General features: G+C 43.3%; 20 protein-coding genes. 6 read left to right on the forward strand and 14 right to left on the reverse strand.

Annotated elements, in window-relative coordinates; translation table 11 throughout:
• Positions 1–10 precede the first annotated feature (10 nt).
• The 4 genes from U2P89_RS00475 to rimP form a co-directional block, all read right to left on the reverse strand.
• The gene (locus U2P89_RS00475; protein WP_092024490.1) at positions 11–535 is read right to left on the reverse strand and encodes an OmpH family outer membrane protein; all 525 of its coding nucleotides are present in this window, start codon (positions 533–535) and stop codon (positions 11–13) included.
• Between the two features lie 216 nt (positions 536–751).
• A complete protein-coding gene (infB, locus tag U2P89_RS00480; RefSeq protein WP_322190341.1) occupies positions 752–3,853 on the reverse strand; it encodes a translation initiation factor IF-2 in 3,102 nt (1,033 codons plus the stop codon).
• A 76-nt stretch (positions 3,854–3,929) separates the two neighbouring features.
• The gene (nusA, locus tag U2P89_RS00485) at positions 3,930–5,318 is read right to left on the reverse strand and encodes a transcription termination factor NusA (protein WP_313380188.1); all 1,389 of its coding nucleotides are present in this window, start codon (positions 5,316–5,318) and stop codon (positions 3,930–3,932) included.
• Between the two features lie 3 nt (positions 5,319–5,321).
• On the reverse strand, positions 5,322–5,789 hold the full coding sequence (gene rimP, locus U2P89_RS00490) for a ribosome assembly cofactor RimP (RefSeq protein ID WP_091905985.1): 468 nt from the start codon (positions 5,787–5,789) through the stop codon (positions 5,322–5,324).
• Between the two features lie 406 nt (positions 5,790–6,195).
• Here rimP and U2P89_RS00495 point away from each other — a divergent pair, with 406 nt between their 5' ends.
• From U2P89_RS00495 to U2P89_RS00515, 5 genes are all read left to right on the forward strand, one after another.
• The gene (locus U2P89_RS00495; protein ID WP_076932007.1) at positions 6,196–6,768 is read left to right on the forward strand and encodes a DUF5063 domain-containing protein; all 573 of its coding nucleotides are present in this window, start codon (positions 6,196–6,198) and stop codon (positions 6,766–6,768) included.
• Entirely contained in the window at positions 6,759–7,334 is a 576-nt protein-coding gene (locus U2P89_RS00500; protein ID WP_322190342.1) for a 3'-5' exonuclease, read from the forward strand. Before U2P89_RS00495 ends, U2P89_RS00500 begins: the two co-directional genes overlap by 10 nt.
• A 56-nt stretch (positions 7,335–7,390) precedes the next feature.
• Positions 7,391–8,584, forward strand: coding sequence for a class I SAM-dependent rRNA methyltransferase (locus tag U2P89_RS00505; protein ID WP_322190343.1), 1,194 nt, complete (start codon positions 7,391–7,393; stop codon positions 8,582–8,584).
• Between the two features lie 406 nt (positions 8,585–8,990).
• The gene (locus U2P89_RS00510; RefSeq protein ID WP_322190344.1) at positions 8,991–9,962 is read left to right on the forward strand and encodes a GSCFA domain-containing protein; all 972 of its coding nucleotides are present in this window, start codon (positions 8,991–8,993) and stop codon (positions 9,960–9,962) included.
• A gap of 41 nt (positions 9,963–10,003) precedes the next feature.
• A complete protein-coding gene (locus U2P89_RS00515) occupies positions 10,004–12,472 on the forward strand; it encodes a bifunctional UDP-N-acetylmuramoyl-tripeptide:D-alanyl-D-alanine ligase/alanine racemase (RefSeq protein ID WP_076928723.1) in 2,469 nt (822 codons plus the stop codon).
• Between the two features lie 102 nt (positions 12,473–12,574).
• Here U2P89_RS00515 and U2P89_RS00520 read toward each other — a convergent pair whose 3' ends face one another.
• From U2P89_RS00520 to U2P89_RS00560, 9 genes are all read right to left on the reverse strand, one after another.
• Positions 12,575–13,579 carry an OmpA family protein gene (locus U2P89_RS00520; protein ID WP_313380195.1) on the reverse strand — a complete coding sequence of 335 codons (1,005 nt, stop codon included), beginning with the start codon at positions 13,577–13,579 and terminating at the stop codon, positions 12,575–12,577.
• 434 nt (positions 13,580–14,013) lie between these two features.
• Positions 14,014–14,874: a sigma-70 family RNA polymerase sigma factor gene (locus U2P89_RS00525; RefSeq protein ID WP_019538504.1), complete on the reverse strand. Its 861-nt coding sequence runs from the start codon at positions 14,872–14,874 to the stop codon at positions 14,014–14,016.
• Positions 14,875–15,077: 203 nt separating this feature from the next.
• The gene (locus U2P89_RS00530; RefSeq protein ID WP_091905973.1) at positions 15,078–16,610 is read right to left on the reverse strand and encodes a Do family serine endopeptidase; all 1,533 of its coding nucleotides are present in this window, start codon (positions 16,608–16,610) and stop codon (positions 15,078–15,080) included.
• A gap of 334 nt (positions 16,611–16,944) precedes the next feature.
• Positions 16,945–18,144: a glycosyltransferase gene (locus tag U2P89_RS00535; RefSeq protein WP_091905971.1), complete on the reverse strand. Its 1,200-nt coding sequence runs from the start codon at positions 18,142–18,144 to the stop codon at positions 16,945–16,947.
• Between the two features lie 5 nt (positions 18,145–18,149).
• Positions 18,150–19,307, reverse strand: coding sequence for a diaminopimelate decarboxylase (gene lysA, locus U2P89_RS00540; RefSeq protein WP_091905969.1), 1,158 nt, complete (start codon positions 19,305–19,307; stop codon positions 18,150–18,152).
• A 170-nt stretch (positions 19,308–19,477) separates the two neighbouring features.
• Positions 19,478–20,398 carry a tRNA (adenosine(37)-N6)-dimethylallyltransferase MiaA gene (gene miaA, locus U2P89_RS00545; protein WP_322190389.1) on the reverse strand — a complete coding sequence of 307 codons (921 nt, stop codon included), beginning with the start codon at positions 20,396–20,398 and terminating at the stop codon, positions 19,478–19,480.
• A 1-nt stretch (position 20,399) separates the two neighbouring features.
• The gene (locus U2P89_RS00550) at positions 20,400–21,203 is read right to left on the reverse strand and encodes a TPM domain-containing protein (protein WP_091905965.1); all 804 of its coding nucleotides are present in this window, start codon (positions 21,201–21,203) and stop codon (positions 20,400–20,402) included.
• Positions 21,181–21,603, reverse strand: coding sequence for a TPM domain-containing protein (locus tag U2P89_RS00555; protein WP_091905963.1), 423 nt, complete (start codon positions 21,601–21,603; stop codon positions 21,181–21,183). The genes U2P89_RS00550 and U2P89_RS00555 overlap by 23 nt, the downstream gene beginning before the upstream one ends.
• Before the next feature lie 58 nt (positions 21,604–21,661).
• Positions 21,662–22,243, reverse strand: coding sequence for a LemA family protein (locus U2P89_RS00560; protein ID WP_091905961.1), 582 nt, complete (start codon positions 22,241–22,243; stop codon positions 21,662–21,664).
• Between the two features lie 354 nt (positions 22,244–22,597).
• Here U2P89_RS00560 and U2P89_RS00565 point away from each other — a divergent pair, with 354 nt between their 5' ends.
• The gene (locus tag U2P89_RS00565) at positions 22,598–24,211 is read left to right on the forward strand and encodes a DUF3078 domain-containing protein (RefSeq protein WP_091905959.1); all 1,614 of its coding nucleotides are present in this window, start codon (positions 22,598–22,600) and stop codon (positions 24,209–24,211) included.
• 2 nt (positions 24,212–24,213) lie between these two features.
• Here the strand turns inward: U2P89_RS00565 and fmt are convergent, their stop codons facing one another.
• Positions 24,214–25,191: a methionyl-tRNA formyltransferase gene (gene fmt / locus U2P89_RS00570; RefSeq protein WP_092024509.1), complete on the reverse strand. Its 978-nt coding sequence runs from the start codon at positions 25,189–25,191 to the stop codon at positions 24,214–24,216.
• Between the last annotated feature and the right edge of the window lie 52 nt (positions 25,192–25,243).

Genomic DNA, 25,243 nt, shown 5'->3' on the forward strand with positions numbered 1-25,243 from the left:
AGGATTTCGCTTAACGGATGCCTAATTTTGATTTTACGTAAGGATTGGCATTTACCGCGTCAGGCGATACAAAAGCGATCCCGGGATTGGCCAAATCGTAAATCACAGTATATCCCTGTTCGATCCCGACAGCATGAATGGCATTGTTTATTTTTTGTTTCAGGGGTTCCAGTAATTCTTTTTCCTGATTTTCAATGTCTTTCTGGGCCAGTTCCATGAATTGGTTTATTCTGCCTTCCAATTCGGTTAGTTCCTGCATCCTCCGCAGCTTGATATTTTCTGAAAGAGAGGCTTGATAAGTGATGTAGTCGGAATACTTTTTGTTGTACTCGTTCTGCATCAGTTCCAGCTCTTTTTCGTAGTTCTCACTTAATGTAAGCAGTTGCTGCGTGGCCCGTGCTTTTTCAGGCATTTGATCCAATAGTTCAGTGGTATTTACATACGCAACGGATACTTGTGGCAACACCTGTGAAAAAGCAGTTCCACCGACCAATGAAATAAGCAGGGTAAGCGTGAAAAAAACTTTTTTTGTCATTGTCAACTATTTTTAAAGTGAATATTCAATTAATAAACCATGGTTGCAATTGTAATTTCTTTTCCATCTCCTGTGTGTTGTGGCCGCATCTGCTTGTAAAGAGCAGATGCGGCCGCTCTCAGGGTAGGAATTAAAATTACAATGTCAACTGGTTACCATAAATAAAGCCCCTGAATTCCCTTCGTGTTTGACAGGTAATTCATGATTGGGGATTTTTTATAATCTCTTTTTTACTTCAGTCTCTTCATATGCTTCAACGACATCACCCACTTTGATATCATTGAAATTGCGTATGGTGACTCCACACTCATAGCCTGAAGTAACTTCTTTTACATCCTCTTTGAATCGTTTCAACGATTCCAGTTCTCCTGTGAAGATCACAATACCATCGCGGATAAGACGGATACGGCTTGAACGTTTTATTTTTCCGTCACGTACCATACATCCGGCTACAGTACCCACTTTCGATATTTTGAATACCTCCAGTACTTCAACGTTACCGGTGATCTCCTCCTTGATGTCGGGAGAAAGCATGCCTTCCATAGCCGCTTTCACCTCTTCTATGGCGTCGTAGATAATAGAGTAGAGACGGATATCCACACCTTCCTTTTCTGCTTCCTTACGAGCACCGAGTGAAGGACGTACCTGGAATCCAATAATAATAGCATCGGAGACCGCAGCCAGGCTCACATCCGATTCTGAAATTTGCCCTGCTGCCTTGTGGATCACATTCACTTGGATCTCTTCTGTAGAGAGACGTATCAATGAGTCGGAGAGTGCTTCTACTGATCCGTCCACGTCCCCCTTCACGATGATGTTCAATTGTTGGAAGCTGCCGATAGCGATGCGGCGCCCGATATCGTCGAGAGTAAGCATTTTCTGCGTACGCAATGACTGTTCACGTTGCAATTGTTCACGACGGTTGGCAATTGAGCGAGCCTCCTGTTCGGTCTCCATTACATTGAATGTGTCACCGGCTTGAGGCGCTCCATTCAGACCGAGTATCAATGCCGGTTCTGATGGGCCAGCCTCTTCAATACGTTGATTACGCTCGTTGAACATAGCTTTCACACGGCCGAAATAAGAACCTGCCAATACGATATCACCCTGTCTGAGCGTCCCGTTTTCTACCAATACGGTGGCCATATAACCTCTTCCCTTATCGAGTGACGATTCAATGATGGATCCGGTAGCTCTCCGATCCGGGTTGGCTTTCAGCTCCAACAGGTCTGCCTCAAGCAATACTTTTTCCAGTAGTTCATGGACACCAATACCGCTTTTTGCCGATATATCCTGCGATTGGTATTTTCCTCCCCAATCTTCCACAAGATAGTTCATTTCGGCCAGTTTCTCTTTTATCTTTTCAGGATTTGCCCCCGGTTTATCGATCTTGTTAATGGCGAATACAATCGGTACGCCGGCTGCGCCTGCATGGTTGATTGCTTCTACTGTCTGCGGCATCACATTGTCGTCGGCCGCTACGATGATAATTGCCACGTCAGTCACCTTAGCACCACGTGCACGCATGGCGGTAAAGGCTTCGTGCCCCGGTGTATCAAGGAAGGTGATCTTGCGTCCGTCGGACAACTGTACGTTATATGCCCCGATATGTTGCGTGATACCGCCGGCTTCACCCGCAATCACATTGGTGCTGCGGATCCTGTCGAGCAGTGAAGTTTTCCCGTGGTCTACGTGCCCCATCACCGTGACAATAGGTGGGCGCGGAATCAGGTCTTCGGGTGCATCTTCCTGATCAGCAATTGCTTCAATTACGTCGGCACTCACATACTGGGTCTTGAAACCGTATTCTTCCGCCACAATATTGATGGTCTCGGCATCGAGGCGCTGATTGATCGCCACCATTACACCCAGACTCATACAAGTGGAAATAACATTGGTTACAGGAACGTTCATCATATTGGCCAGGTCGTTTGCCGTAACAAACTCGGTCAACTGCAATATGCGGCTTGCCTTTTCCTGCTGTTTGAGTTCCTCTTGCTGCTTTTGGGCGCTGGCTTCACGCTTTTCACGACGATACTTCGCTCCGGCTTTTTTACCTCTCTTTTCTGTGAGGCGTGCAAGTGTCTCTTTTATCTGTTTTTGTACATCTTCTTCACTGACTTCAGCCTTAAGTGGTTTTCTGAGCGACAATTTTTTGTTATTGCTCTTGGACCCCTGATTGTAGGTAACCGGTTTATCAATATTCACCTGTCCGGAACGTATCCGTTTTCTTTTCTTTTTCCCGCTGTCGGTATCTCCCTCTGAAGTGTCAGGCTGTTTTTTCTTTTCATCAATAGCCTCTTTCTTCAGTTGTTTTACTTTTTCTTCTTTCAGCTTTTTGTTGTCAAGCGCTTTCTGTTCACGTTCAAGGCGTTCTTTCTTGCGCTGTGCCCTCGACTTTCTGGGGGGGCGGGTACGATCATTGATAGAATCCAGATCTATAGACCCTTTTACCACAATATTGGATTCCAGCTTGTTGTTGTGTAACCGGAATACTGAGTCGGACTTAGCTTCATCGGTTTTTTCTTCCGTTTCCGCTTCAGATTCATTCCTGTATGGTTCTGCATCCGCCGCTTCAGGTACAGATACTGGTTCCGGTGCTGTTACCGGTTCCTCCTTCGGTTCCTCCCTTTTTATTTCTTCCGGTTTAGTTTTTTCCGCCTCAACCTGATGTACTATCTCTTCCTTTTTTTCTTCAACTTGTTCCTCTGTTTTCTCTTTTGGACTCTTCTTCGTTTCCTCTTCGGGTTTTTCTTCAACCTGAGGCGAAATTACCTCTTCATAGGGGGCTTGTTCAACAGGAGTCTCTTCTGCAGTCACCTCTTTTACGGAATCCGGTTTTTCTAATTCCGGTTCGGGCTGTACTTCTACTTCCGGGGTATCGGGAGCAACAATCTCTTCCTTGTCTTCTTTTGCCGGCTCTTGGCTCTTCGGTTCGCTTTTCCTTTTATGAAGGTTGTCCAGATCAATACTGCCTACGACATTGAAATGAGGTTTCAATTCGTCCGGGATCTCTGTCTCGATAGCTTCTTTTTCCACTTTTTTCCTGGGAATTTGCTGTTCCGGAAGTTCATATCCTTCTATGGCGACAGTCTCCCGCTTTTCGTCACGACGATGCAATTTTTCGCGGGTGATAGTCGCTTCTTTCCGTATATTTTTGTCTTTCCCGAATTCGGCAATCAGTATATCATACTGTTCATCCTCAATTTTTGCGTTGGGATTTGCTTCTATTTCAATACCTTTCTTGTGCAGAAATTCAACAAGGGTGTTGATTCCTACATTTAAATTTTTTGATACTTTTATTAGTCTTACAGGCATATATCTCTCCTACCTTTACTCTCTTTTAATGTTGTGAACAGTATGTTGTACTATTTAACCGGGACCGGATTTGAGATCAGTGGTTGTTTTCCTCGTCAGTACCCATCTCTATATCTACATCTACATCTGCGTCTGTATCTACGTCTACATCTGCGTCTGCATTTATACCCATGTCTACATCCATGTCTGTATCTATTTCTGTATCGTCATCTTCTTCCTCAAATTCGTAACGTAAGATGGCCAATACCTCATCTACTGTACTATCCTCCAGGTCTGCCTCCCTGATTAGCCTTTCACGTCCCATCGCAAGTACGTTCTTGGCCGTAGAACAGCCGATTTTTTTCAATTGGTCAATGACCCAACCATCGATTTCGTCACGGAATTCATCAAGATAGATATCTTCTTCGTCTACCTCATCTATGTCGCGGAACACCTCTATGTTGTAACCGGTGAGCATGGACGCCAGTTTGATATTGGCTCCTCCCTTCCCAATGGCGAGGGAAACTTCCTCGGGATTGAGAAATACTTCTGCACGACGCTCCTCCTCCCTTACAGTGATGGAGTTGATCCTTGCGGGACTCAACGCCCGTTGAATGTAGAGGGTGGTGTTGTTGGTATAATTGATGACGTCGATATTTTCATTTCGTAATTCACGCACTATGCCGTGAATGCGGAATCCTTTCATTCCCACACAGGCTCCTACCGGGTCGATGCGGTCATCATAAGCCTCTACAGCTACTTTGGCACGTTCACCCGGGATACGGGCAATCCCTTTGATAGTGATCAGTCCGTCCGCAATCTCCGGAATCTCCTGTTCAAACAATCTTTCAAGGAATACGGGGGATGTGCGTGAAAGGATGATCCGGGGATTGTTATTCTTGTTCTCAACCCTTGCTACTACGGCGCGGGCGTGTTCTCCTTTACGGAAAAAATCGCTGGGTATCTGTTCCGTCTTGGGTAGGATTAATTCATTATGCTCATCGTCGAGCAATAACAATTCCTTTTTCCATACCTGATAGACCTCTCCCGAGACAATTTCTCCTACTTTTTCCTTATACTTATTGTAGAGGTTGTCCTTTTCCAGTTCCAATATCTTGGATGCCAGCGTCTGCCTGAGATTCAGGATGGTGCGGCGGCCGAAATGATCGAGTGATACCTCGTCAGTAACCTCTTCTCCCACCTCAAAATCTTCGTCGATCTTCCGGGCTTCCGACAGGCTAATTTCTAAATTGGGATCCTCCAGTTCATCGTCTTCCACAACCACCCTGTTACGCCATATTTCCAAGTCGCCTTTGTCTGGGTTAATGATGATATCATAGTTTTCATCCGTACCGTTGTTTTTGGAAATAACATTGCGGAACGATTCTTCAAGCACGCTGATGAGTGTGGCTTTATCGATATTCTTCAGCTCGTTGAATTCGGAAAATGTATCGATGAGACTGATGGTTTCTTTCTTCTTACCCATATATTATTTAAATCGTATAAGATATTTTGTATGTTTTACTTCATCAAACGCAAAGCGGATATCTTCTTCCACTTCAATTTTACGTTTGGCACCTTCGGGCTTTACTTTCTTTGTAATAGAGACGGTAAAACCGTTATCGTCAGACGATTTCAACGTTCCTGTAATTTTCTGGCCGTTCCTGCAGAGTACTTCTACTTCCTTGCCTTCATATTTTTTGTATTGGCGCAATATTTTAAGGGGAGAAGAGAGCCCGGCAGATGTAACTGTCAACTCGAAATCTTCCGTGTCACGGTCGAGCTTCGACTCCAGATAACGGCTCAGTGTTACACAATCGTCAATATCCACCCCATGATCGTTATCTATTTCCACGGTAATCGTATTATCAGCACTAACCGAAACATCCGTCAAGTAGTTTGGCGAACCGTCCAGATATTGTTCCGTGAAATCGACAATCAGTTTCTTTTCGATCATATTATTTATCCGCAAGGGAGTACTATGAGCACGAGTTTACAGGCAAGGATGTGATTAATATGTCTTACATCTTGATTTTTGGCTCTTGACTCTAATTTTTATGAACAAAAAAGGAAGCGGTGTGTCCTGCTTCCCTCCTCCTTTACGAGTGCAAAGATATTATTTTCAAACGGATTCACAAAATCTTTGCCACTTTTTTTGTGTTATTCCGGCTTCTGTTTGATATCACCGTGTGTAATATTATCGAAATATAGTGAAAGGTGAGGGCAATCTTGGATGCTTGCATACGAAGATTGCCGAACCGCATCCTATATTCTACAAAAATAATGTGTAATTTTGTCTCCTGAAAAAAAAGTGTACATCCTGAACGAATTAGAAGATGTATGCTGCTAAACGGATTGAAAGTATGGAGAGAGCAGATATTGATAAGATCGTATACGACAAAAGTGTGATCGATTTTGTCACGATTGCTGTAGAGGTATGTGTCTTTTTAGAAAAGAATGAGCCTCTCCCGCGCGAAGAGTGGGTGGACAGGCTATTGAAAATGCTTCCCCTTTTGTATGTGAAAGCACTTTTGTTACCCGGGACAGTATCTACGGAGGAAGAAGTTCCTGCCACTTTTGTACGTGAAGAAGATTATTCCCGCGTAGCGAACATGGTGTCGGAAGTGATGGGGGAGGAAGATGTTTATCTCGATGTGTTTGTAGAGGATATGAAGTATAGTGATACGCCCGTATCTACATTCATTTCGGAAAATATTGCAGATATTTATCAGGATATCAGGAATTTTGTGTCTGTGTACCAGTTTGGTCTGACTGGACAGATGAATGATGCGCTATATCAATGTAGTGAGAATTTCCGTCTCTATTGGGGGCAAAAATTGGTGAACGTGCTGCGTCCGCTGCACACGTTGAAATGTCTGTCTCTGGAAAATGAGAATGATGAGGCGGATTTATCGGAGGACGAATTGTGGGGTTGACGATTTCAAAAGAGCAGGTGGCGGAGTTGCCTTTAGAGACCTTTAGGGGAGATGTAGTGGTTGTTGACCATGTTGAGGAAGTACAGGACGCATGTAATTTTCTTTCTTCACAGAGTGCGCTCGGTTTCGATACGGAGACCAAACCTGCATTCAAACGGGGACAAGTGAATAAAGTAGCGCTAATGCAACTCTCCACGGAAGAGGTGTGTTTCCTGTTCCGTTTGAATAAGATCGGTTATCCCGACGAACTGGAGGCGATCATGAGTGATCCGGGAATCAAAAAGATAGGTCTTTCGTTACGTGACGATTTTGCTGCAATCAGGAAACGTTCCGTACGAAAGCCGGAGAATTTTATCGACTTACAAGGTTTCGTGGATCAATACGGGATAGAGGACAATAGCCTGCAAAAGATCTATGCTATCCTCTTCAGTAAAAAAATATCCAAAAATCAACGTGTTTCGAACTGGGAAGCAGAAACGTTAACCCCTGCCCAGCAATCCTATGCTGCGATTGATGCCTGGGCTTGCCTTCGCATTTATAACCATTTAACCCGAACAGGGAAATGAAACGACTATTAGTCTAAAACGTTTCATACACCGAAACAAAAAAGTAAAATAATAGTATGAGTTCTTACAAAGAGATTGTATTGCGTTCCGGAAAGGAGGCGTCGCTGCAGCGATTTCACCCGTGGGTTTTTTCAGGTGCCATCGCCCGAAAGCCTGAAGACCTGGTTGAAGGAGAGACGGTACGGGTGTTGGCTGCCGATGGTACTTTTTTGGGAGTGGGACATTTCCAGATCGGCAGTATTGCGGTACGCATTATGTCTTTCGTGGATGAGCCTATAGATGCAGCATTCTATAAAAAAAGTCTTTCCAATGCCTATAGGATGCGCTCATCATTGAATCTTGTCAGGCCTGATAATACGATCTTCAGATTGCTACATGGAGAGGGTGATTGTCTCCCGGGTCTAATAGTCGATATATACGGAGATACTGCGGTGATACAGGCACACTCGGTGGGAATTCACAGAGATCTGGAACTTGTGACGAATGCATTAAAGCAGATACTCCCCACCGATATGGTGAAACATATCTTTTATAAATCGGAGGGAACACTTCCCTATAAAGCCGGTATTTTTCCTGAAAACAGTTATCTGTCGGGAGGTGAGGATGTCGATGAGATTGCCATGGAGAACGGTTTGCGTTTCCGTATCGATTGGCTGAAAGGGCAAAAGACCGGTTTTTTCGTTGATCAACGGGAAAACCGCGCACTATTGGAATATTATGCGAAAGGCCGCCATGTGCTGAATATGTTCTGTTATACGGGAGGTTTTTCAGTATATGCCCTGCGGGGAGGTGCTGCTTCGGTGATGTCGGTCGACAGTTCCGCGAAAGCGGTTTCGATTACCAACCAGAATGTAGCCCTCAATTTTGGGGAAGATCCGCGGCACAGTTCCTATCCTGAAGATGCATTTAAGTTTCTGAGACAACTCTCCGGTGGAGAAAAGGATCTTATTATTTTAGATCCTCCGGCCTTTGCGAAACATCGTGGGGCTATTAATAACGCATTGCAGGGTTATAAGAAGTTGAACCTGCAAGCATTGCAGAAAATTGCACCAGGTGGTTTCCTTTTCACTTTTTCTTGTTCACAGGTAATCTCCGCCGAACAGTTCAGGTTGGCGGTTTTCAGTGCTGCAGCCATATCGGGCAGGAAAGTGCGTATTTTGCATCAACTTACACAGCCTGCCGATCATCCTATCAATATTTATCATCCGGAAGGAGAGTATCTGAAAGGGTTGGTGCTCCAGGTGGAATGAAAAACTAAACGAAGAATGAAAAATTAAAAGTGAAATAAAGGATAAAGAACAGGAGGGATGAAGATAAAAAATAGATAGATATTCCGTTTAAATCTGTTTAAAACTTCGGTGTTCGATCCTTTCTTAGTTAAATTATATGAAATGTTGGATTTTTATGCTCAGAAAGTATGTTTTATAACACAAAAACGCTTATATTTGCAACGTGTTTTTCATGGTATTAGATTTAAGGTTAACAATGAAGATTGGTTGTCGTGAGACAACCTTTCCTTTTTTATATAGATCCCAGATTTAAAATTCCAAACTTCCTATAATCACATCATCATAGTGCGGTTTCACAAAATATACACTTGTTGAATGGGTAAAATGGCTCCATTATTGTTATTTTTGTAATGAAAATGATTTATATATGGATTTTAGGACAATCATAAATATTCCCGTCTCGGATATACAGATTAATCACTCTTCCCGGATGATGCTTTTCGGTTCCTGCTTTTCTGAAAATATAGGCAGGAAGCTTCAGCAATCTAAATTTCGGGTGGATGTAAATCCTTTTGGTATTTTATACAATCCTTTTTCCATTTCTACAGCCATGCAAAGGTTATTGTCGGCAAAACCTTTTTTGGAAGCTGACCTTATATTCAACAATGGGTTATATCATAGTTTGATGCATCATGGACAATTTTCGGCCCCCGACAAAGAGGCCTGTCTGCGGAATATTTCGAAACGGTTTGAAAGTGCTGTTTTGCAGATCAAACGGGCCAATCTTTTCCTGATTACTTTTGGCTCGGCCTATGTGTATCAGTGGAAGGAAAGCGGGGAAATTGCAGGTAACTGCCATAAATTACCCGCCCGCCTGTTCCACAGGTTCCGTTTATCGGTAGAAGAAATTACGGAGGAGTGGGAAAAGCTGATTTCAATGCTTACAGCCATGCATCCGGACATCAAACTATTATTTACTGTGAGTCCTGTCCGTCACTGGAAAGAGGGTGCGCATGAAAATCAGATTAGCAAATCGATACTTCATCTGGCGATAGATAATTTAGTACAACTTTTTCCGGAGAACGTGCGTTATTTTCCTGCTTATGAAGTAATGATAGATGAGTTACGTGATTACAGGTTTTATGATGAAGATATGATACATCCTTCGTCCTTTGCCATTGATTATATCTGGCAGCTTTTCAGCAATACATTCTTTTCGAGTGAGACAATCGGGATAAATAAAGAATGGGAGCAGATCAGGAGGGCAATGGAGCATCGACCGCTTTATCCGGGAACGAAAGAGCATGAGGCATTTGTGAAGGATACGTTGAGGAAATTGGAGACTTTTAGCCGGAGATATCCTGAGATTTCGTGCGATGATATTGATCTGCCCAAGTGAAGAAGGTGGGAAGGTGATAAATTGGTAATTGGTAATTAATTATGCAGTACAGTATTCAAGAGATAGGGACTATATTAGGTGTACCGGTCAATAAGGAGGGATCGGATAAAATATCGATTTTGCTTACCGACAGCCGTAAATTGGCATTGCCGGCTGAGACCCTTTTTTTTGCGTTGGAAACAAAAAATAATGATGCACATATTTTTATAGGTGAACTGTATGAAAAGGGTGTACGTAATTTTGTAGTATCTAAGACTTTCCCGGAATGGGCGGATTTTGGAGATGCCAATTTCCTGAAAGTGAAAAACAGTTTGTCGGCACTGCAGAAGATCGCAGCTTATCACAGAAAGAGATTCAATATACCTGTCATTGGAATTACCGGTAGCAATGGGAAAACTATTGTAAAAGAATGGCTTTACCAGATACTGGAGAAAGATTACAATATTGTCCGTTCACCCAGGAGTTATAATTCCCAGATTGGTGTGCCTCTCTCGGTCTGGCAATTGGATGATGATTCGCAGTTGGGTATTTTTGAAGCGGGTATATCGCAGCCGGAAGAGATGGGCAAACTGGAGCCTGTTATCCGGCCTACTATTGGAGTATTGACAAAAATAGGGGAGGCGCATCAGGAAAATTTTGTCTCCTTGCAGCAGAAGATCATGGAGAAACTGGAACTTTTTGTCAACTGCGATGTGTTTATTTTTGATGAGGACAACCACCTGGTTGCCGAGTGTGTCGATCAGATGGTGCTTTCCCAGAAAACCTTTACCTGGTCCAGAAAAAGCAGGGATGCGCATTTGTATATATCTGCGGTGAAAAAGAAAGGGGAGAAGACGGTAATCAACTATTCATTCCTGGATTTTGATGACTCCTTCACAATCCCTTTTACCGATGAGGCTTCAATTGAGAATGCCATCAGTTGTCTTGCCGTTGCACTTTACCTGCATATTTCACCTACAGGTATCTCCTCCAGGATGGCTATTCTTGAACCTGTAGCTATGCGATTAGATGTCCGGAAAGGAAAAGAAAACTGCATTATTATAAATGACACCTATAACTCTGATATCAATTCCATTAAAATTGCACTTGATTTCCAACAACAGCGTAAGGTTGACCGGCATTTAAAGAAAACATTGATCCTTTCCGATATACTTCAGGCGGGAATTCCTCCGGGATCCCTTTATAAAAAAGTGGCAGGAATGATAGAACAGAGTGGTGTAGAAAGAGTGATAGGCATAGGCCGGGATATCACAACTCACCAGGATCTGTTTTCAACGCCGGAGAAATCTTTTTATTTGACAACAGATCAGTTTATCTCTTCCGGAGAGTGGAAAAATTTCGATCATGAGTTGATTTTGCTGAAAGGTGCACGTAGGTACCATTTTGAACAGATTGGAGCTCTTATTGAGGAACGTATACACGAAACTCTGCTGGAGGTCGATCTGGATGCCGTAGTACATAATTTCAATTTTTATAAATCCCGCTTGTTATCAGATATAAAACTGGTATGCATGGTAAAAGCGAACGGATATGGTGCGGGTGCTGTGGAGATTGCCAAAACACTTCAATACCATCGTTGTGATTACCTGGCAGTGGCTGTAGCCGAAGAAGGAATACAACTCAGGAAGGAAGGGATTTCATTGCCATTGATAGTATTGAATCCTGAAGTGAACGGTTTCGAAGAGCTCTTTAACGCAGATTTGGAACCAGAAGTATACAATTTCCGTATTCTGGAGGCGTTCATTAAGGAGTCGGAACGAAGAGGCATCACAGATTATCCGATCCATTTGAAGATCGATACCGGAATGCATCGGTTGGGTTTTCTTCCGGAACAGATACCTGATATGTTATCCGTGCTCAAAAAACAAAAAGGATTGAAAGTGATATCTGTATTCTCACACTTATCTGCAAGCGAAAGCTGGCATTTTGATGATTTTACTCACCGGCAAATGGAGATATTCAGGAAGGCAGCAGAGGAAATAGAGCAAGCATTCAATTATCCCGTCTATAAGCATATACTCAACTCGGCTGGTATGGAACGTTTCTCTGATACCAAATGGGATATGACCCGTCTTGGAATCGGACTATATGGTATCAGTGCTAGCGGTTTGCCGGGTCTTAAAAATGTCTGTACCCTGAAGACGACTATTCTACAGATCAAACATATCTCCTCTAACGAGACTATAGGTTACGGAAGAAAAGAAAAACTGGAACGGGATGCACGTATCGCCACAATACGTTTTGGTTATGCAGATGGATTGGATCGGCAATTCGGCAACCGTAAAGGAAAGGTTCTGATTAACGGGCAATATGCACCTATTGTAGGGAATGTCTGCATGGATCTCTGCATGGTGGATGTGACCGGCATTAAAGCAGAGGAAGGTGACACGGTTATTCTGTTTGGTGAAAATCTATCGGTGATCGAGTTGGCTGAGAGTATCGGTACTATCCCCTATGAAATACTTACCTCTGTGTCTCCTCGTGTTAAACGTATTTACATAAAAGAATAGATAAGATAATAGCTTTTAATCTTCGTGGATTTTTACTGGGCATATAAAAAAATCCCGACCAATTGGCCGGGATTTTTTTATACTATTTATTGTGCCTTAATCTTACTCAACGAAGAAGATAGCAACACGGTTCCAGTCGTTTTCTGCATACGGCTGTTCGGTATCACCCTTCCAGTCGATAGAGATACGATCGCTGCTGATTCCGTGGTCGTTAGTCAACGCATCGGCAACCGCTCTTGCACGTTTTTCAGAAAGTGCAAAGTTGTATTCAGGAGTACCTGTTTGTCTGTCGGCATAAGCTACGATGTTAACTTTCGCATTCGGATTAGCTTTCATGTATTCAGCAGTATTGTGAACACTGATTTGCTGACCTCTGTCGATCTTTGCGGAATTGATGCGGAAGAACACTACGTTAGGAACGTATACAGCTTCTTCAACAACAGTTGGTTGAACTTCAGGACATTCCGGGCAAGATTCCGGTCTCAGTCTCAGTTCTTCGTTTTCAGCACGCAGTCTGTTGATCTGGCTGTTCAAGTCGTTGATCAGGTTGTAATCCATTAGCTCGGCAGGAGTGAAATCTTGTTTTCCGCCAAGACCGAATTTGATACCTGCAGTACCGGTGAACATGCTGTCATAGTCGTAGTCTCCTTCAGTGCGAGTTCCGTCAAAACTTTCCTGCATAACTCTCCATCCCAGCTCAAGGAAAAGAGCAACACTCTTGGTGAGTTGGAAGTTGTTGATCAAACCTACGTTGTAAGTCAACGACTGATTTTGACCTTTGAACATGTCTCCGTCAGGATTGGGTTTTTTCCAGTCTCCATCAAGTCCGTACATGTAACCGATACCAAGGTAAGGAACCAGGCTGTAAACCCTGTCAGGATTATAGCTGCCCCATGCATTGGTGACGTTGTACATCAGGTCTAAATGACCGCCTAACCAATTCTGTTCAGGACCGAAAGGTACATTCGCAACATGTTTGATGTTACCGCCGTCGATAACCACACGAGCACCCCAGTTAGGAGAGTTCCAGCGTCCGATTTCAAGTTGTCCCATCCATCCCAGACGATCACCGAAGCTCGCATCGGCATCATTTTCGCCTTTAGTCATGTAGAGGTTGGTTCCACCGCCAAGACCAATATACCAATTATCACTTGCTTTGTTTTTCAGATACACTGTACCGTGAGAAACGTTTTGTACTTCTTGTGCACTTATGCTGAAAGCAACAAGAGCAGAAAATAAAAGTAAACCAAACTTTTTCATAAATTTAAATTCTAATTAAACATTTTATTACAATAACTCGATATTATTTCCGTCGTTCATCAACATGTGTATTATACACTCAGCGCAATTTTCATTGCTTTCATGTATAACATCTCCATTGAAATAATGTTCATCGAAGTATATTCATTCTTACTTCGGATCACAAATATAAAACTTAATTTTTACATATGTCCATTTTTGTGTAAAAAATCACCAAAAAACATGATGATGAGGGCATTTTAAGCCATTTTTTACTTTTTCCGCTGATAAAAAGGCCTAAATTAGCCAAGGTAAGTTTTTAATAACTTGCTCCTGGAGTCTTGTCTGAGTCTGCGTATGGCTTTCTCTTTGATCTGGCGGACACGTTCACGCGTCAACTGGAATTTATCACCGATCTCTTCAAGAGTCATTTCCTGGCATCCTATACCGAAAAACATTTTAATTATATCGCTTTCTCTTTCGGTTAGTGTAGAGAGTGCCCTGTCGATTTCCTTCTGGAGAGATTCATTAATTAGTGTACGGTCAGCAACAGGTGCGTCATCGTTCACCAGGACATCCAACAAGCTATTGTCTTCTCCTTCCACAAAAGGAGCGTCCATAGAGATATGGCGGCCTGACACTTTTAGTGAATCCGTCACTTTTTCCACAGACAGATCCAGTTCTTGAGCCAATTCTTCTGCAGAAGGCCTCCGTTCATTTTCCTGTTCAAACTTCTGGAAAGCCTTGCTGATTTTATTGAGTGATCCCACCTGGTTCAACGGTAATCTGACAATTCTGGACTGCTCGGCTAAAGCTTGCAGAATCGATTGACGAATCCACCAAACGGCATAACTGATAAATTTAAACCCCCTGGTTTCATCGAATTTCTCGGCAGCTTTTATCAGACCCAGGTTCCCCTCATTGATCAGGTCAGGTAAGCTCAATCCCTGGTTCTGGTATTGCTTCGCTACCGATACCACAAAACGGAGGTTGGCCCTGGTGAGTTTTTCCAGTGCCTGACGATCACCCCTTTTAATGGCTTGTGCCAACTCGACCTCCTCCTCCACAGTGATCAGATCTTCACGACCGATTTCCTGGAGGTATTTGTCCAAAGAAGCACTTTCCCGATTTGTGATTGATTTTGTAATCTTTAATTGTCTCATTTATGCTTAATCCTTCTAAGTTATCTTATGATTCATCATTTGGGGGTGCAAAAGTACAAAATATTTCTGATAGTGAAATAAAAGCCCTGTCAATAAACCATAACAAAGGAATTTGGGATGAAACCCAATTCCTTTGCTATAAAACACGAATCACTACTTTTTTGTTACTTAAAAAGTTGAGATTAACCTTTATTAACCGGATATCATCGACTGCTTGTCAAATCGATGGCAATATATTGCGTTCTTCCGTTTGGATAAAAACCTGCAATCAACAGCACTTTATCCTGACTGTTGTTAGCAGCCGATACAATATTAGCCACGTCACTTTCGCTATTGACCGGAGTATTATTTATCCTCATAATGATGAAGCCTTTGTTAATTCCTTCTTTTCTAAAAAGTCCGTTACTTTTTACACTTTCTACTTCGATACCGCTTGAAATGCCTAAAGCCCTTTTCCTTTCATCCGGTATTTGTTTGAATGTGGCACCTAAAGTGCTCAAGGCGTTTGTACCGCGTGTTATTTCGGTGCTGCCTTCGTCGTTCGTCAGTTCAACATTGAATGAGTGGCTGTTGCCGTTGCGGTCGACCGTAACGCTGATCTTGTCCCCCGGACGGTATCTGTTCAACTGGCTTTGTAGTTCGGCGAAATTGCGGATAGGTACATTGTTGATGGCGTTGATCACATCTCCCTTTTGGATACCTGCTGCTTTGGCCGCGCTTCGGTCGCTGAAATCTTCTACCAGTACGCCTTTGATTTGTGACAGTTCCCGTGCTTTTTGGGGATCCTGACGCCCGATGATCTCTATATTGGGAGCCTGGATTCCCAGCAGTGCACGCTGTACGGTGCCGTATTCCTTCAGGTCTGCAGCTATTTTGCCGGCAATGGAAATAGGCACGGCAAAAGCATACCCTGCAAAATTACCCGTCTGTGAATAAATGGCAGTATTGATACCTACCAACTCTCCGCGTGTATTGACCAGTGCACCACCACTATTCCCGGGGTTGACCGCGGCATCTATTTGGATGAAGGATTGGATACCTAATCCGCCTCCCATCACATTACCTCTGTTCTTGGCGCTCACAATCCCGGCGGTGACCGTAGAGGTGAGGTTGAACGGATTACCTACCGCCAAAACCCATTCCCCTACTTTTAACGCGTCAGAGTTTCCGAAAGTGAGATAAGGAAAATCATCCCCATCAATCTTCAGTAAGGCGATATCACTCATACGGTCTGTACCGACTACCTTAGCTTTGAATTCCCGGTTGTCATTCAGGGTGACGGAGACCTCATTTGCTTTATCCACTACGTGATTATTCGTGATGATATATCCGTCTTTGGAAATGATCACTCCGGAACCGTAACCTACCTGTTCACGTGGTTGAGAAGGCATGCGGTCGCCAAACCCGAAGAAAAAATCAAACGGATTGATGTATTGTTGCTGGCTAATTGTTGTTGTTTTCACGTGTACTACTCCATCGACCGACTTGGCAGCTGCTTCGGTAAAATCGGGATATCCATCCGATGTGGTGAGATTGGTGAGCACTACATTTTTGTCTTGTTCAAAAGAGTCGGCATAAGCACGTACTTCTTCGGAAATCCTGTTCCCTGGTAAATCGGAGAGTGAACTGCTCCCGTTGTTTCTGTTTATTACATTATAACCCAATAAAGTGACAACTGAACTTAAAATTGCCACTAATACGATAATGAATACGTTTTTACTATTTCCTGTGTTCATATTCTTTGTGTGTTGATGTTTATTATTATTCATACCAATACAATAATATAGAGAAGGTCGAGAGGCAAGCTAAACTTGTTTTGGGCTTACCCGAGGTCGCACCTATATCCTGCAAATATATGACAAATAACATGCAGAATTTTTAGCTGCAGACCGGTTTTTTAACACTTTTAACGCAAACAAAGAGTGATTAACCCGATTTAACCCTATCGGTTTCATTCAGAGCAGCTTTTGCCTGACAGATTGACGGGTTTCCCTCTCTTTGCCTTATATGATACCTGTTTATTTTGATTTGCCTTCCCTCTTTCTGTTACTCCTGTCAGTTGCTCTTGCATTATCCTCTTGCCCTGTTCCGCTTGATGGCATATCTCCTGAATCGGGTGTTATTAAGAGGTTGAAAAATATCGTAAAAGAAGAGATTGAGATGGTATTTCCCTGCATTGAAGAGACGGCTGTTAAGGGTGGTTACTCTCCATTGAACCACATATCTGATCACAAAAAATAATAAGGCCGAAGCTGTCAGTATGTGGTTACCGGCTACTATCCCCAATGCAATAGTGCCAATTAATGAGATATAGAAGAGATATTTGGAGAATGTTTCCAGGCTAAATATACGGAACGAGAATCCTTTGTAGTACTGTTTCGAATAGAGATACCGGGACTTTAAAGTACGCCATTCCGAGAAATGATGCACACTGCCGGTTTCAGTCAGGCCCTGTTGGGAAAGTACTACGCCTGTCTTTTTTTTCGGGGCGATCCTGTTGATATATATGTCGTCTTCTCCTCCCTCCAGGTTTAATACCGGAGAGAAACCCTTATTTTTGAAGAAAAGTTCTTTTTTATAAGCCAGATTGCGCCCAATTCCCATAAAAGGTTTTCTCAATATAGCCATTGATAGGAATTTCAAATGGTGGATGAGATTATCATATAGCATAAACCCCCGTAGGCCTGTCTTCTTGGGAATCTCCAGCCGGCTAAAACCCAGGATCACCTCTTTTCCCTGCGTGAATTCTTTTCCGAATTCTCTGATCCAATGTTTAGAAGATGGTTTGCAATAGGCTTCGGTGAATAGGAGGAAATCGTACTTTGCTGCTTTAATTCCCAGTGTGAGTGCCAGTTTCTTTTCATTGATGCCACCGTCGGCTTCTGCCGGCACATAAGTATGGTAAAGATGGGGATATTTTAGTTCAGCGGCTTTCAGCACGATGTCGGTGTCATCTGTCGATCCACTGTTTACGACAATCACTTCAAAGTTCGGATAGTCCTGTTCCAGTATGGACGGCAGGTTTCGTCCCAGTTCTTCGGCGTTGTTCTTCGAGGTGACAATGACCGAGATGGCAGGGAGTGTTTCATCAGGAATGGATGGTTCACCTTTTTTTTTCTGGTAGCTGTAAGGGCGCCTGTAAATGAAAAGCCAAAAAAAGAGTTGTATCAGGAAGCAAAGCAGCAATATGCCTCCCAGTATCCATTCCGTCAGGGTGAATTGGTTGAATAATGAATTGAGAAGATCCATTTTTTGTGTTCCTGAAAGCATATCATTTAAAGTTGGTCGGAAAAGTATGATAAGGGCAGGTTGCGACAGTTATATCGGGATGCCATGACTTCTCCGTATGCGCCGGCGGAACGGATGGCAATCAGGTCTCCTCTGGCACTTTCGTTAAGCATGATCTGTTCTGCAAAAACATCACTCGATTCACAGATAGGTCCCACCACATCATATAGCGCCGGTTCTTTGTCGGAGGAGATATTTTCTATATGGTGGAAAGCCTGGTAGAGTGCGGGACGTATCAGGTCGGTCATTCCTGCATCCACGATCAGGAATTTTTTTTGGATACCCTCTTTTACGAAAAGTACCCGTGATATGAGTGAGCCACAGGGTGCCACTACTGCCCTTCCCAGTTCGAAATGCAGTTCCTGATTTGGTTGTAGTTGCAGGTTTTTTTCAAAGAGCCGGAAGTAGGATTCGAAATCGGCCATTGGGATGTGGTTAGGATGCTGGTAATTTATCCCAAGTCCTCCTCCTACATTGATGATTGGCAGTTTAATCCCCTGTGTATTAAACCACTCCTGTAACTCCTTCACTCTCACGCAAAGGTCTTCAAATGATTTGAGGTCGGTAATCTGTGAACCGATATGGAAATGTATGCCTGTCAGTTGCAGGTTGGATGAATCCTTCATCACTCCCAGGATTCGGGGCAGATCCTGTTCATTGATGCCAAATTTATTTTCAGTTAGTCCTGTAGTGATATACTTATGTGTATGTGCGTCTACATTGGGGTTGATACGGAATGCCACCCTTGCCGTTTTTCCTTTTGCAGAGGCCAATGTGTTGAGAACCTCGAGTTCAGGGATCGATTCCACGTTAAAACAGAAAATGTCGTTATCAAGCCCGATCTCTATCTCCCGGTCGCTTTTCCCCACACCTGCAAAGACTATTTTATCCGGGGTAAATCCCGATTCCATGGCCGCCAGTATCTCGTTGCCACTTACACAATCAGCACCAAAGCCAAAAGCGGAAATCTCTTTCAGAATGAGTGGGTTGGCGTTCGCCTTTACCGCATAATGCACATGGAAAGGCTTATTCTCTGTCTCTTTTTTTATAGCCTGGAGTGTGGCACGTAATAACTCTGTATCGTAATAATAAAATGGGGTGTCGAGTTGTTTGAACTTCTCAACGGGAAATATTCCTTTGATCATTGGTGTTAATTTATAAAAATGGAGTATAACTGAAGTACTTTACGAACCTTAATTTTGGGGTGCGTTATTATCTAAGTCACAAAATTACAATTTTCACCCCGATTTGCATCTGTTTATCTTATTTTTCTTATACCTCGACAGAATTATAGAAACTAAAATCTCTTTATTCTTTACTCTTTTGCTATAAAAAAATGTGCCTGTTGCAGTTTTTGTTCGGAAGTCAGGGATGCATCTATCCAGTGAATAACGAATCCCCGGCGTTCCATACCTCTAAACCATGTCATCTGCCGTTTGGCAAATTGATGGATGGCAATCTCCAGTTGCCGGAACATCTCTCCGTAACTTAACTTACCGGTCACGTGAAGTGTTACGAATTTATATTCCAGTCCGTAATAAATCAGATCTTCGGGTGAAACTCCGGAATCAAGGATACTCCGCACCTCTTCGATCATCCCTTCCTGAAGACGTGCGTGGAGGCGTGCGGTGATCTTTTTTCGCCGGAGTTCCCTGTCTATATCGAGGCCCAGGATAATACTTTCTACCGGAGGGAATGTGGTGGCAGAACTCTCTTGTTTCGATTTGTATTCTTCTATTTCGATGGCCCGGATTGCCCTTTTTTTACTGTCAGTGTCGGTTGTGTTATGTAGTGGACGGTAACTTTGCAGGATGTCGGTCAGCTCCTCGAGTGATTTTTGTTCGAGTGCTGACCTCAGTCTCGGATTGGCGGGTACATCAGGAAGATTGTATCCTTTCAGCACCGATTCGATATAAAGTCCGGTGCCGCCGCACAGTATGGGAGTCTTGTTGCGGCTGAGGATGTCGCAGTAGGTTTTATGAAAATCGTGTTGATAGTCAAAGAGGGTGTATTTCTCTCCCGGTTCGCGGATGTCGATAAGATGATAGGGGATAGAAGATCCTTCTACAGTGTATTCCGAAAGGTCTTTGCCGGTACCTATATCCATCCGCCGGTATATCTGACGGGAGTCGGCACTCACAATTTCGCCATCGAGCGTGTATGCCAATTGTGCGGCAAAGGCGGTTTTTCCGCTTGCCGTGGGGCCCAGGATAGTGATTAACTTTTTCTGATCCATATTACCAGCTTCCACCGGCACCTCCGCCACCGAATCTGCCACCGCCACCGCCGCCGAAGCCGCCCATTCCTCCGCCGCCGAAACCTCCGCTCCAGCCACTTCCGCCTCCAAAGCCGCCGCTTCTTCGTCCACCACTCATTGGCGGGAAAAAGATAGGGGGAGAGCTTGTCTTGTGCCCACCACCTCCTATGTGCTGGTCCCCGCCTTTAGAAAGTGCAGAGAGCAATAATAAGGCTCCTATCAGGATAATAATGATCACAAAAAGTGGAATTCCGTCCTCTTCTTGGGCATCAGCAGCGAATTCTCCTGAAAGGCGCGCTATCATGGCGTCTATGCCAGCATTTGCTCCACCGAAATAATCCTCATCCATAAAGTAGGGAATCATGTCGTTACGAACGATACGGCCGGCATAGGCATCGTTAATCCGTGCTTCCAATCCGTAGCCGGTGGCGATAAATGCTTGTCCACGACTATTTCCGATTTTTGGTTTGATAAGGATGACGGCACCGTTATCCTTGCTCTTCTGTCCTATTTCCCATTTCTCTCCAAGACGAAAGGCATAATCGGAGGCGGGATAACCACCCAAATCGCTTACTGAAACCACATATATCTGGGTGGAGGTGGAATCGTTATAGGCCCGTAGTTTTTGCTCGAGAGCCTGCTCCTCTGCCGGAGAGAAAATATCGGCAAAGTCGTTTACCAAACGGTAGGGTACCATTGGCTCAGGAATATCTTGTGCCGATAATCCTAAAGAAGAAAAGAGTATAAGTATGAGAATATATTTATTCTTCCAGGATAACTTCATCGCCCAATTCATTTATATCATTCTCCGATATGGGGTAACGGGATTTGATCAATTCCCCCACTTTTCCTATACCTTTGCAGATACCTTCCGCAATCTCTCCCTTTTTGAAATAATAGAGCATCTTTTCCAGCGCTTCGTCCCAAAATCCACCATTCACTGCATCGTGAATTCCCCGGTCACCTATAATGGCGGCTTTGTGATGGGATGGAGATACGTAGATAAGGACACCATTGCGAAGACGGGTAGTATCCATTTTAAGTTGGTAGAACTTCCTGAATGCAGCTTCCATTGGATCTCCCTTGCATTGTCGGGCCACGCATACACGTATTTCTCCTGAAGTGTGGCTTTCCGCGAGTTGGATAGATTCAGTGATTCTCTGTAGTTCCTCTTTGTTCAACATATCTCAACCGGTTTTTATTTTCCCGTTAAGTTAAATTGTATGGTGTGGAAATATCTTCTCAGAATTGTACCTCAGGGGCAGTCTGTGCTGCGGGAGTCGCTTCGAAATAGGCTTTTGGTTCAAATTTGAACCATTTAGCATAGATCACCTGTGGAAATTTGCGGATATAGGCATTATAGTCCTGCGCCAACTGGTTGAAACGGTTCCGCTCTACCGAGATCCTGTTTTCTGTTCCTGCCAGTTCATCCTGAAGTGCGAGGAAATTCTGGTTGGCTTTCAGTTCAGGGTAATTCTCCTGTATCAGTAACAATCTACCCAGTGCCTGGCTCAACTGGTCTTGTGCCTGCTGATATTCCTGTAAGCTCTCTGCCGTGAGATTTTCAGGATTGATAGTTGTTTGCGTGGCCTTGGCTCTTGCTTCTGTTACTTGGGTAAAAGTCTCCTGTTCATGTTGGGCGTATCCTTTTACCGTGTTTACTAAGTTGGGAATGAGGTCGGCACGACGCTGATAAGCATTCTGTACGTTACCCCATTGTGAGGTTACGGCCTCTTGTTTTTCTACCATCCGGTTGTATCCCTGGCATCCGGTGAGCCCCATCGCTCCTATCACGATCAGTAAAACGAAAGAAATTTTTCTCATATGATTGTATTATAAATTACTAATAACCAATTACTAATTACCAATTACCAATTCTTGCGAATTAAAAATTAAAAGCGAAAAATAAAATCAGAACCAAGAGTCAAGACTCCTAAATATGACTCCGTCGATTATATTATAATGTTGTTTACATTGTCCCATTCTGTCTGGCAAAAGTAAAACAATTTTTTGTTGATGCGTTTGCTGAAAGATATCTTAACAGATATAAATAACAGATAAACGGAGAGAAAAGTTTTTCTTCCTTAATAACTTCTCATTTATAAATGAAACTTTTTTTATATCTTTGCCCATTGGAAGAATGTATAGGTGAATTGACGTAAAAAATAAAATAATCGTATGAGACGAATTATTATCCCCTTTTTGATAATAACAATATGTTCGTTCGGAGTGATAGCTTCCGGGATTGAAAATAAAGTTGTCGAGAGGCCGGACTCTATACCAATGATAGATAGTCTTGATCTGTTCAGGGATATCACCGATATCAGCAGGCAGATTGAACGCCGTACAATGCAAGCCAAAGAGAGAATTGATAGTGAGATTATATCTCCGCAACAAGGGACTGATACGCCTCCCAACCCCATTATCACACCTCCCGATACTATCATCATACCTCCGGTTTCAAACCCGGTAGCGAAGGGAACAGGCTCGATAATATTTGAAGACTCAATTCCATCATTCCGTAACCCGCTGGATTCCATTTATTTCAGGAGGGAAAATGGGACGCTGCAACTTCCTGTGAACTATAATAATGTTGGATCAATGAATGGACTCTCGTTCCGTGACACACTCTTTTATAATCCACTTTTCCTGCCTATGATATTTACGGGGAAGATACTTCCTCGGGAATTATCTTTATACCCTGTTGAAGAGGATCATGATAAGGGAGCCCTCATTCCCCGGGAAAAGACCTTTGCTCCCCGGCTGGATCATGTGGACTTTGTTCAAAAGGTGAGACGCGATTATTATGTAAAATATCCCGACAGGATCAGATATTCCGTGGCTAGTTTTGATTCAATACCCAGTTTGGAATCAGATGACCGGGTAGTGAGGGAGACATTTAATCCTTTCCGTGAGTTGATAAAGGTTGAAACAGCTTATTCATTAGATGCTCCCGGTATTGAAGGTGTTACAATTGGTAGAAAATACTGGGTGCGTTCCGGAGAACACTCTTTCCAGTTTGCCCAGAACTATTTCTCGGATAACTGGCACAAAGGAGGGGTTAATAATCTGAATTTTAATAGCCTGCATATATTGAGGGCTAATTACCATAAAGATAAGGTGAAATTTAATAACACACTGGAGTGGCGTTTATCTGTCTTTAATGCTCCTGACGATTCGTTACGCAAGCACCGTATCGGTAATGACCTTATTCGTTATTATGGCGACTTTGGGGTAGATGCTTTTGGTAAAGGATGGTCTTACTCTACCAACTTAGAGGCAAAATCCCAGATGTTTAAAGCATATCCGGTCAACTCGAACGATCTTCTTTCGTCATTTATGTCTCCTTTGTATGTCAATGCAGGGATCGGGTTAAAGTATAATATCGACAAAAAATCCGAGAGGGTACGGCATCGCCGGGTGAGGTGGGAATTGGCGCTTGCCCCTATCTCCATCAACTACACCTATGTGTTGAACAATGATGTGGATGTGAAACGGTTCGGGATTGATGAAGGAAAGAAATCCCAACTGGATATCGGTAGTACCCTTACATCAATATTGAAATACGACATCACTAGGTATATTTCCTGGGATTCGCGTCTGACCTACTTTACCAGTTACGAGAAAGTTATATCGGAATTTGAGAATAGCCTGAATATGGCATTGAGCAATGCTTTCTCCACGCGTATTTATGTGAACATGAGGTTTGACGATGGAGTTCCCGCAGATCCTAAATTCAAATATTTACAGGTGAATCAGACCCTTAGCTTTGGGCTGAATTATAAATGGTAATCTTAATTGAATCGTACTTTCTTTTCGAAATGGTATCCATTCAGGAAGTCGATGATACTCATTCGTTTCTTGCCTGTTAATTGAAGTGAGCCAATTCGTAAGAAACCATCCTTTACAACCACATCGAGGTATGTCTTATTGTCTGTCCTGATGCTTCCCGGCAACAGGTTGTGTGTTGTGTCCGCAATCGGTTTACTGTCAAATAGTTTGAAGCGGAGTTTCTCTTCACAGTTTTCGGTTACTAATTCTGTCCATGCTGCCGGATAGGGTGATAAGCCACGGATAAAATTATAGACTTCCTGTGTGGATTTATCCCAGTCGATCTGGCAATCTTCCTTGAAAATTTTTGGAGCACTTTTTAATTCGGAGGCATCTTTGAAAAGTTTGTCCTGGGGGATCGATTGTACATTCTCTTCCAATATGGCGTCGACCGTCTTCAGTACCAGTTGAGCTCCCATTGTCATTAACCTGTCGTGTAGAGTACCCGCATTGTCCTGATCATCGATTGTGGTTTTTTCCTGAAAGATTATCTTACCGGTATCAATCTCGTGTGAAAGAAAAAACGTAGTCACGCCGGTTTCTTTCTCTCCGTTGATAATAGCCCAATTGATAGGGGCAGCACCCCGATATTGGGGCAGGAGGGATGAATGGAGGTTAAAAGTGCCTTTCGGCGGCATATTCCATACTACTTCGGGCAGCATGCGGAAAGCGACGACGATTTGCAGGTCGACACCCAATTCTTTGAGTTCATTTAGAAACCCTTCATCTTTCAGCTTTTCGGGTTGCAGTACCGGTAGCCCCTGTTGGAGCGCATATTGTTTTACCGGTGAAGGTTGTAGTTTATACCCCCTGCCTGCCGGTTTATCGGGCATGGTGACAACCCCCACTACATTATATCCGTTCTCTACCAGTGATTTTAGAGATTCTACGGCAAACTCGGGAGTACCCATGAAGAGGATACGTAATGATTTTTTGTCCATGAAATAGTTAATTAAAAATTACTAATTACCAATTACCAATTACCAATTACTA

It is taken from the genome of Proteiniphilum sp., from assembly GCF_034331125.1.
Lineage (GTDB): Bacteria > Bacteroidota > Bacteroidia > Bacteroidales > Dysgonomonadaceae > Proteiniphilum > Proteiniphilum saccharofermentans.

Excerpts from the sequence above, each read along its gene's own strand:
- infB (WP_322190341.1), bottom strand. The coding sequence starts at position 3,853 with ATGCCTGTAAGACTAATAAAAGTATCAAAAAATTTAAATGTAGGAATC.
- U2P89_RS00565 (WP_091905959.1), top strand. The coding sequence starts at position 22,598 with ATGAGACGAATTATTATCCCCTTTTTGATAATAACAATATGTTCGTTC.
- U2P89_RS00550 (WP_091905965.1), bottom strand. The coding sequence starts at position 21,203 with ATGAAGTTATCCTGGAAGAATAAATATATTCTCATACTTATACTCTTT.
- U2P89_RS00510 (WP_322190344.1), top strand. The coding sequence starts at position 8,991 with ATGGATTTTAGGACAATCATAAATATTCCCGTCTCGGATATACAGATT.
- rimP (WP_091905985.1), bottom strand. The coding sequence starts at position 5,789 with ATGATCGAAAAGAAACTGATTGTCGATTTCACGGAACAATATCTGGAC.
- U2P89_RS00530 (WP_091905973.1), bottom strand. The coding sequence starts at position 16,610 with ATGAACACAGGAAATAGTAAAAACGTATTCATTATCGTATTAGTGGCA.
- fmt (WP_092024509.1), bottom strand. The coding sequence starts at position 25,191 with ATGGACAAAAAATCATTACGTATCCTCTTCATGGGTACTCCCGAGTTT.
- nusA (WP_313380188.1), bottom strand. The coding sequence starts at position 5,318 with ATGGGTAAGAAGAAAGAAACCATCAGTCTCATCGATACATTTTCCGAA.
- U2P89_RS00555 (WP_091905963.1), bottom strand. The coding sequence starts at position 21,603 with ATGTTGAACAAAGAGGAACTACAGAGAATCACTGAATCTATCCAACTC.
- U2P89_RS00535 (WP_091905971.1), bottom strand. The coding sequence starts at position 18,144 with ATGCTTTCAGGAACACAAAAAATGGATCTTCTCAATTCATTATTCAAC.
- miaA (WP_322190389.1), bottom strand. The coding sequence starts at position 20,398 with ATGGATCAGAAAAAGTTAATCACTATCCTGGGCCCCACGGCAAGCGGA.
- U2P89_RS00505 (WP_322190343.1), top strand. The coding sequence starts at position 7,391 with ATGAGTTCTTACAAAGAGATTGTATTGCGTTCCGGAAAGGAGGCGTCG.
- lysA (WP_091905969.1), bottom strand. The coding sequence starts at position 19,307 with ATGATCAAAGGAATATTTCCCGTTGAGAAGTTCAAACAACTCGACACC.
- U2P89_RS00525 (WP_019538504.1), bottom strand. The coding sequence starts at position 14,874 with ATGAGACAATTAAAGATTACAAAATCAATCACAAATCGGGAAAGTGCT.
- U2P89_RS00515 (WP_076928723.1), top strand. The coding sequence starts at position 10,004 with ATGCAGTACAGTATTCAAGAGATAGGGACTATATTAGGTGTACCGGTC.
- U2P89_RS00495 (WP_076932007.1), top strand. The coding sequence starts at position 6,196 with ATGGAGAGAGCAGATATTGATAAGATCGTATACGACAAAAGTGTGATC.
- U2P89_RS00475 (WP_092024490.1), bottom strand. The coding sequence starts at position 535 with ATGACAAAAAAAGTTTTTTTCACGCTTACCCTGCTTATTTCATTGGTC.
- U2P89_RS00520 (WP_313380195.1), bottom strand. The coding sequence starts at position 13,579 with ATGACTAAAGGCGAAAATGATGCCGATGCGAGCTTCGGTGATCGTCTG.
- U2P89_RS00560 (WP_091905961.1), bottom strand. The coding sequence starts at position 22,243 with ATGAGAAAAATTTCTTTCGTTTTACTGATCGTGATAGGAGCGATGGGG.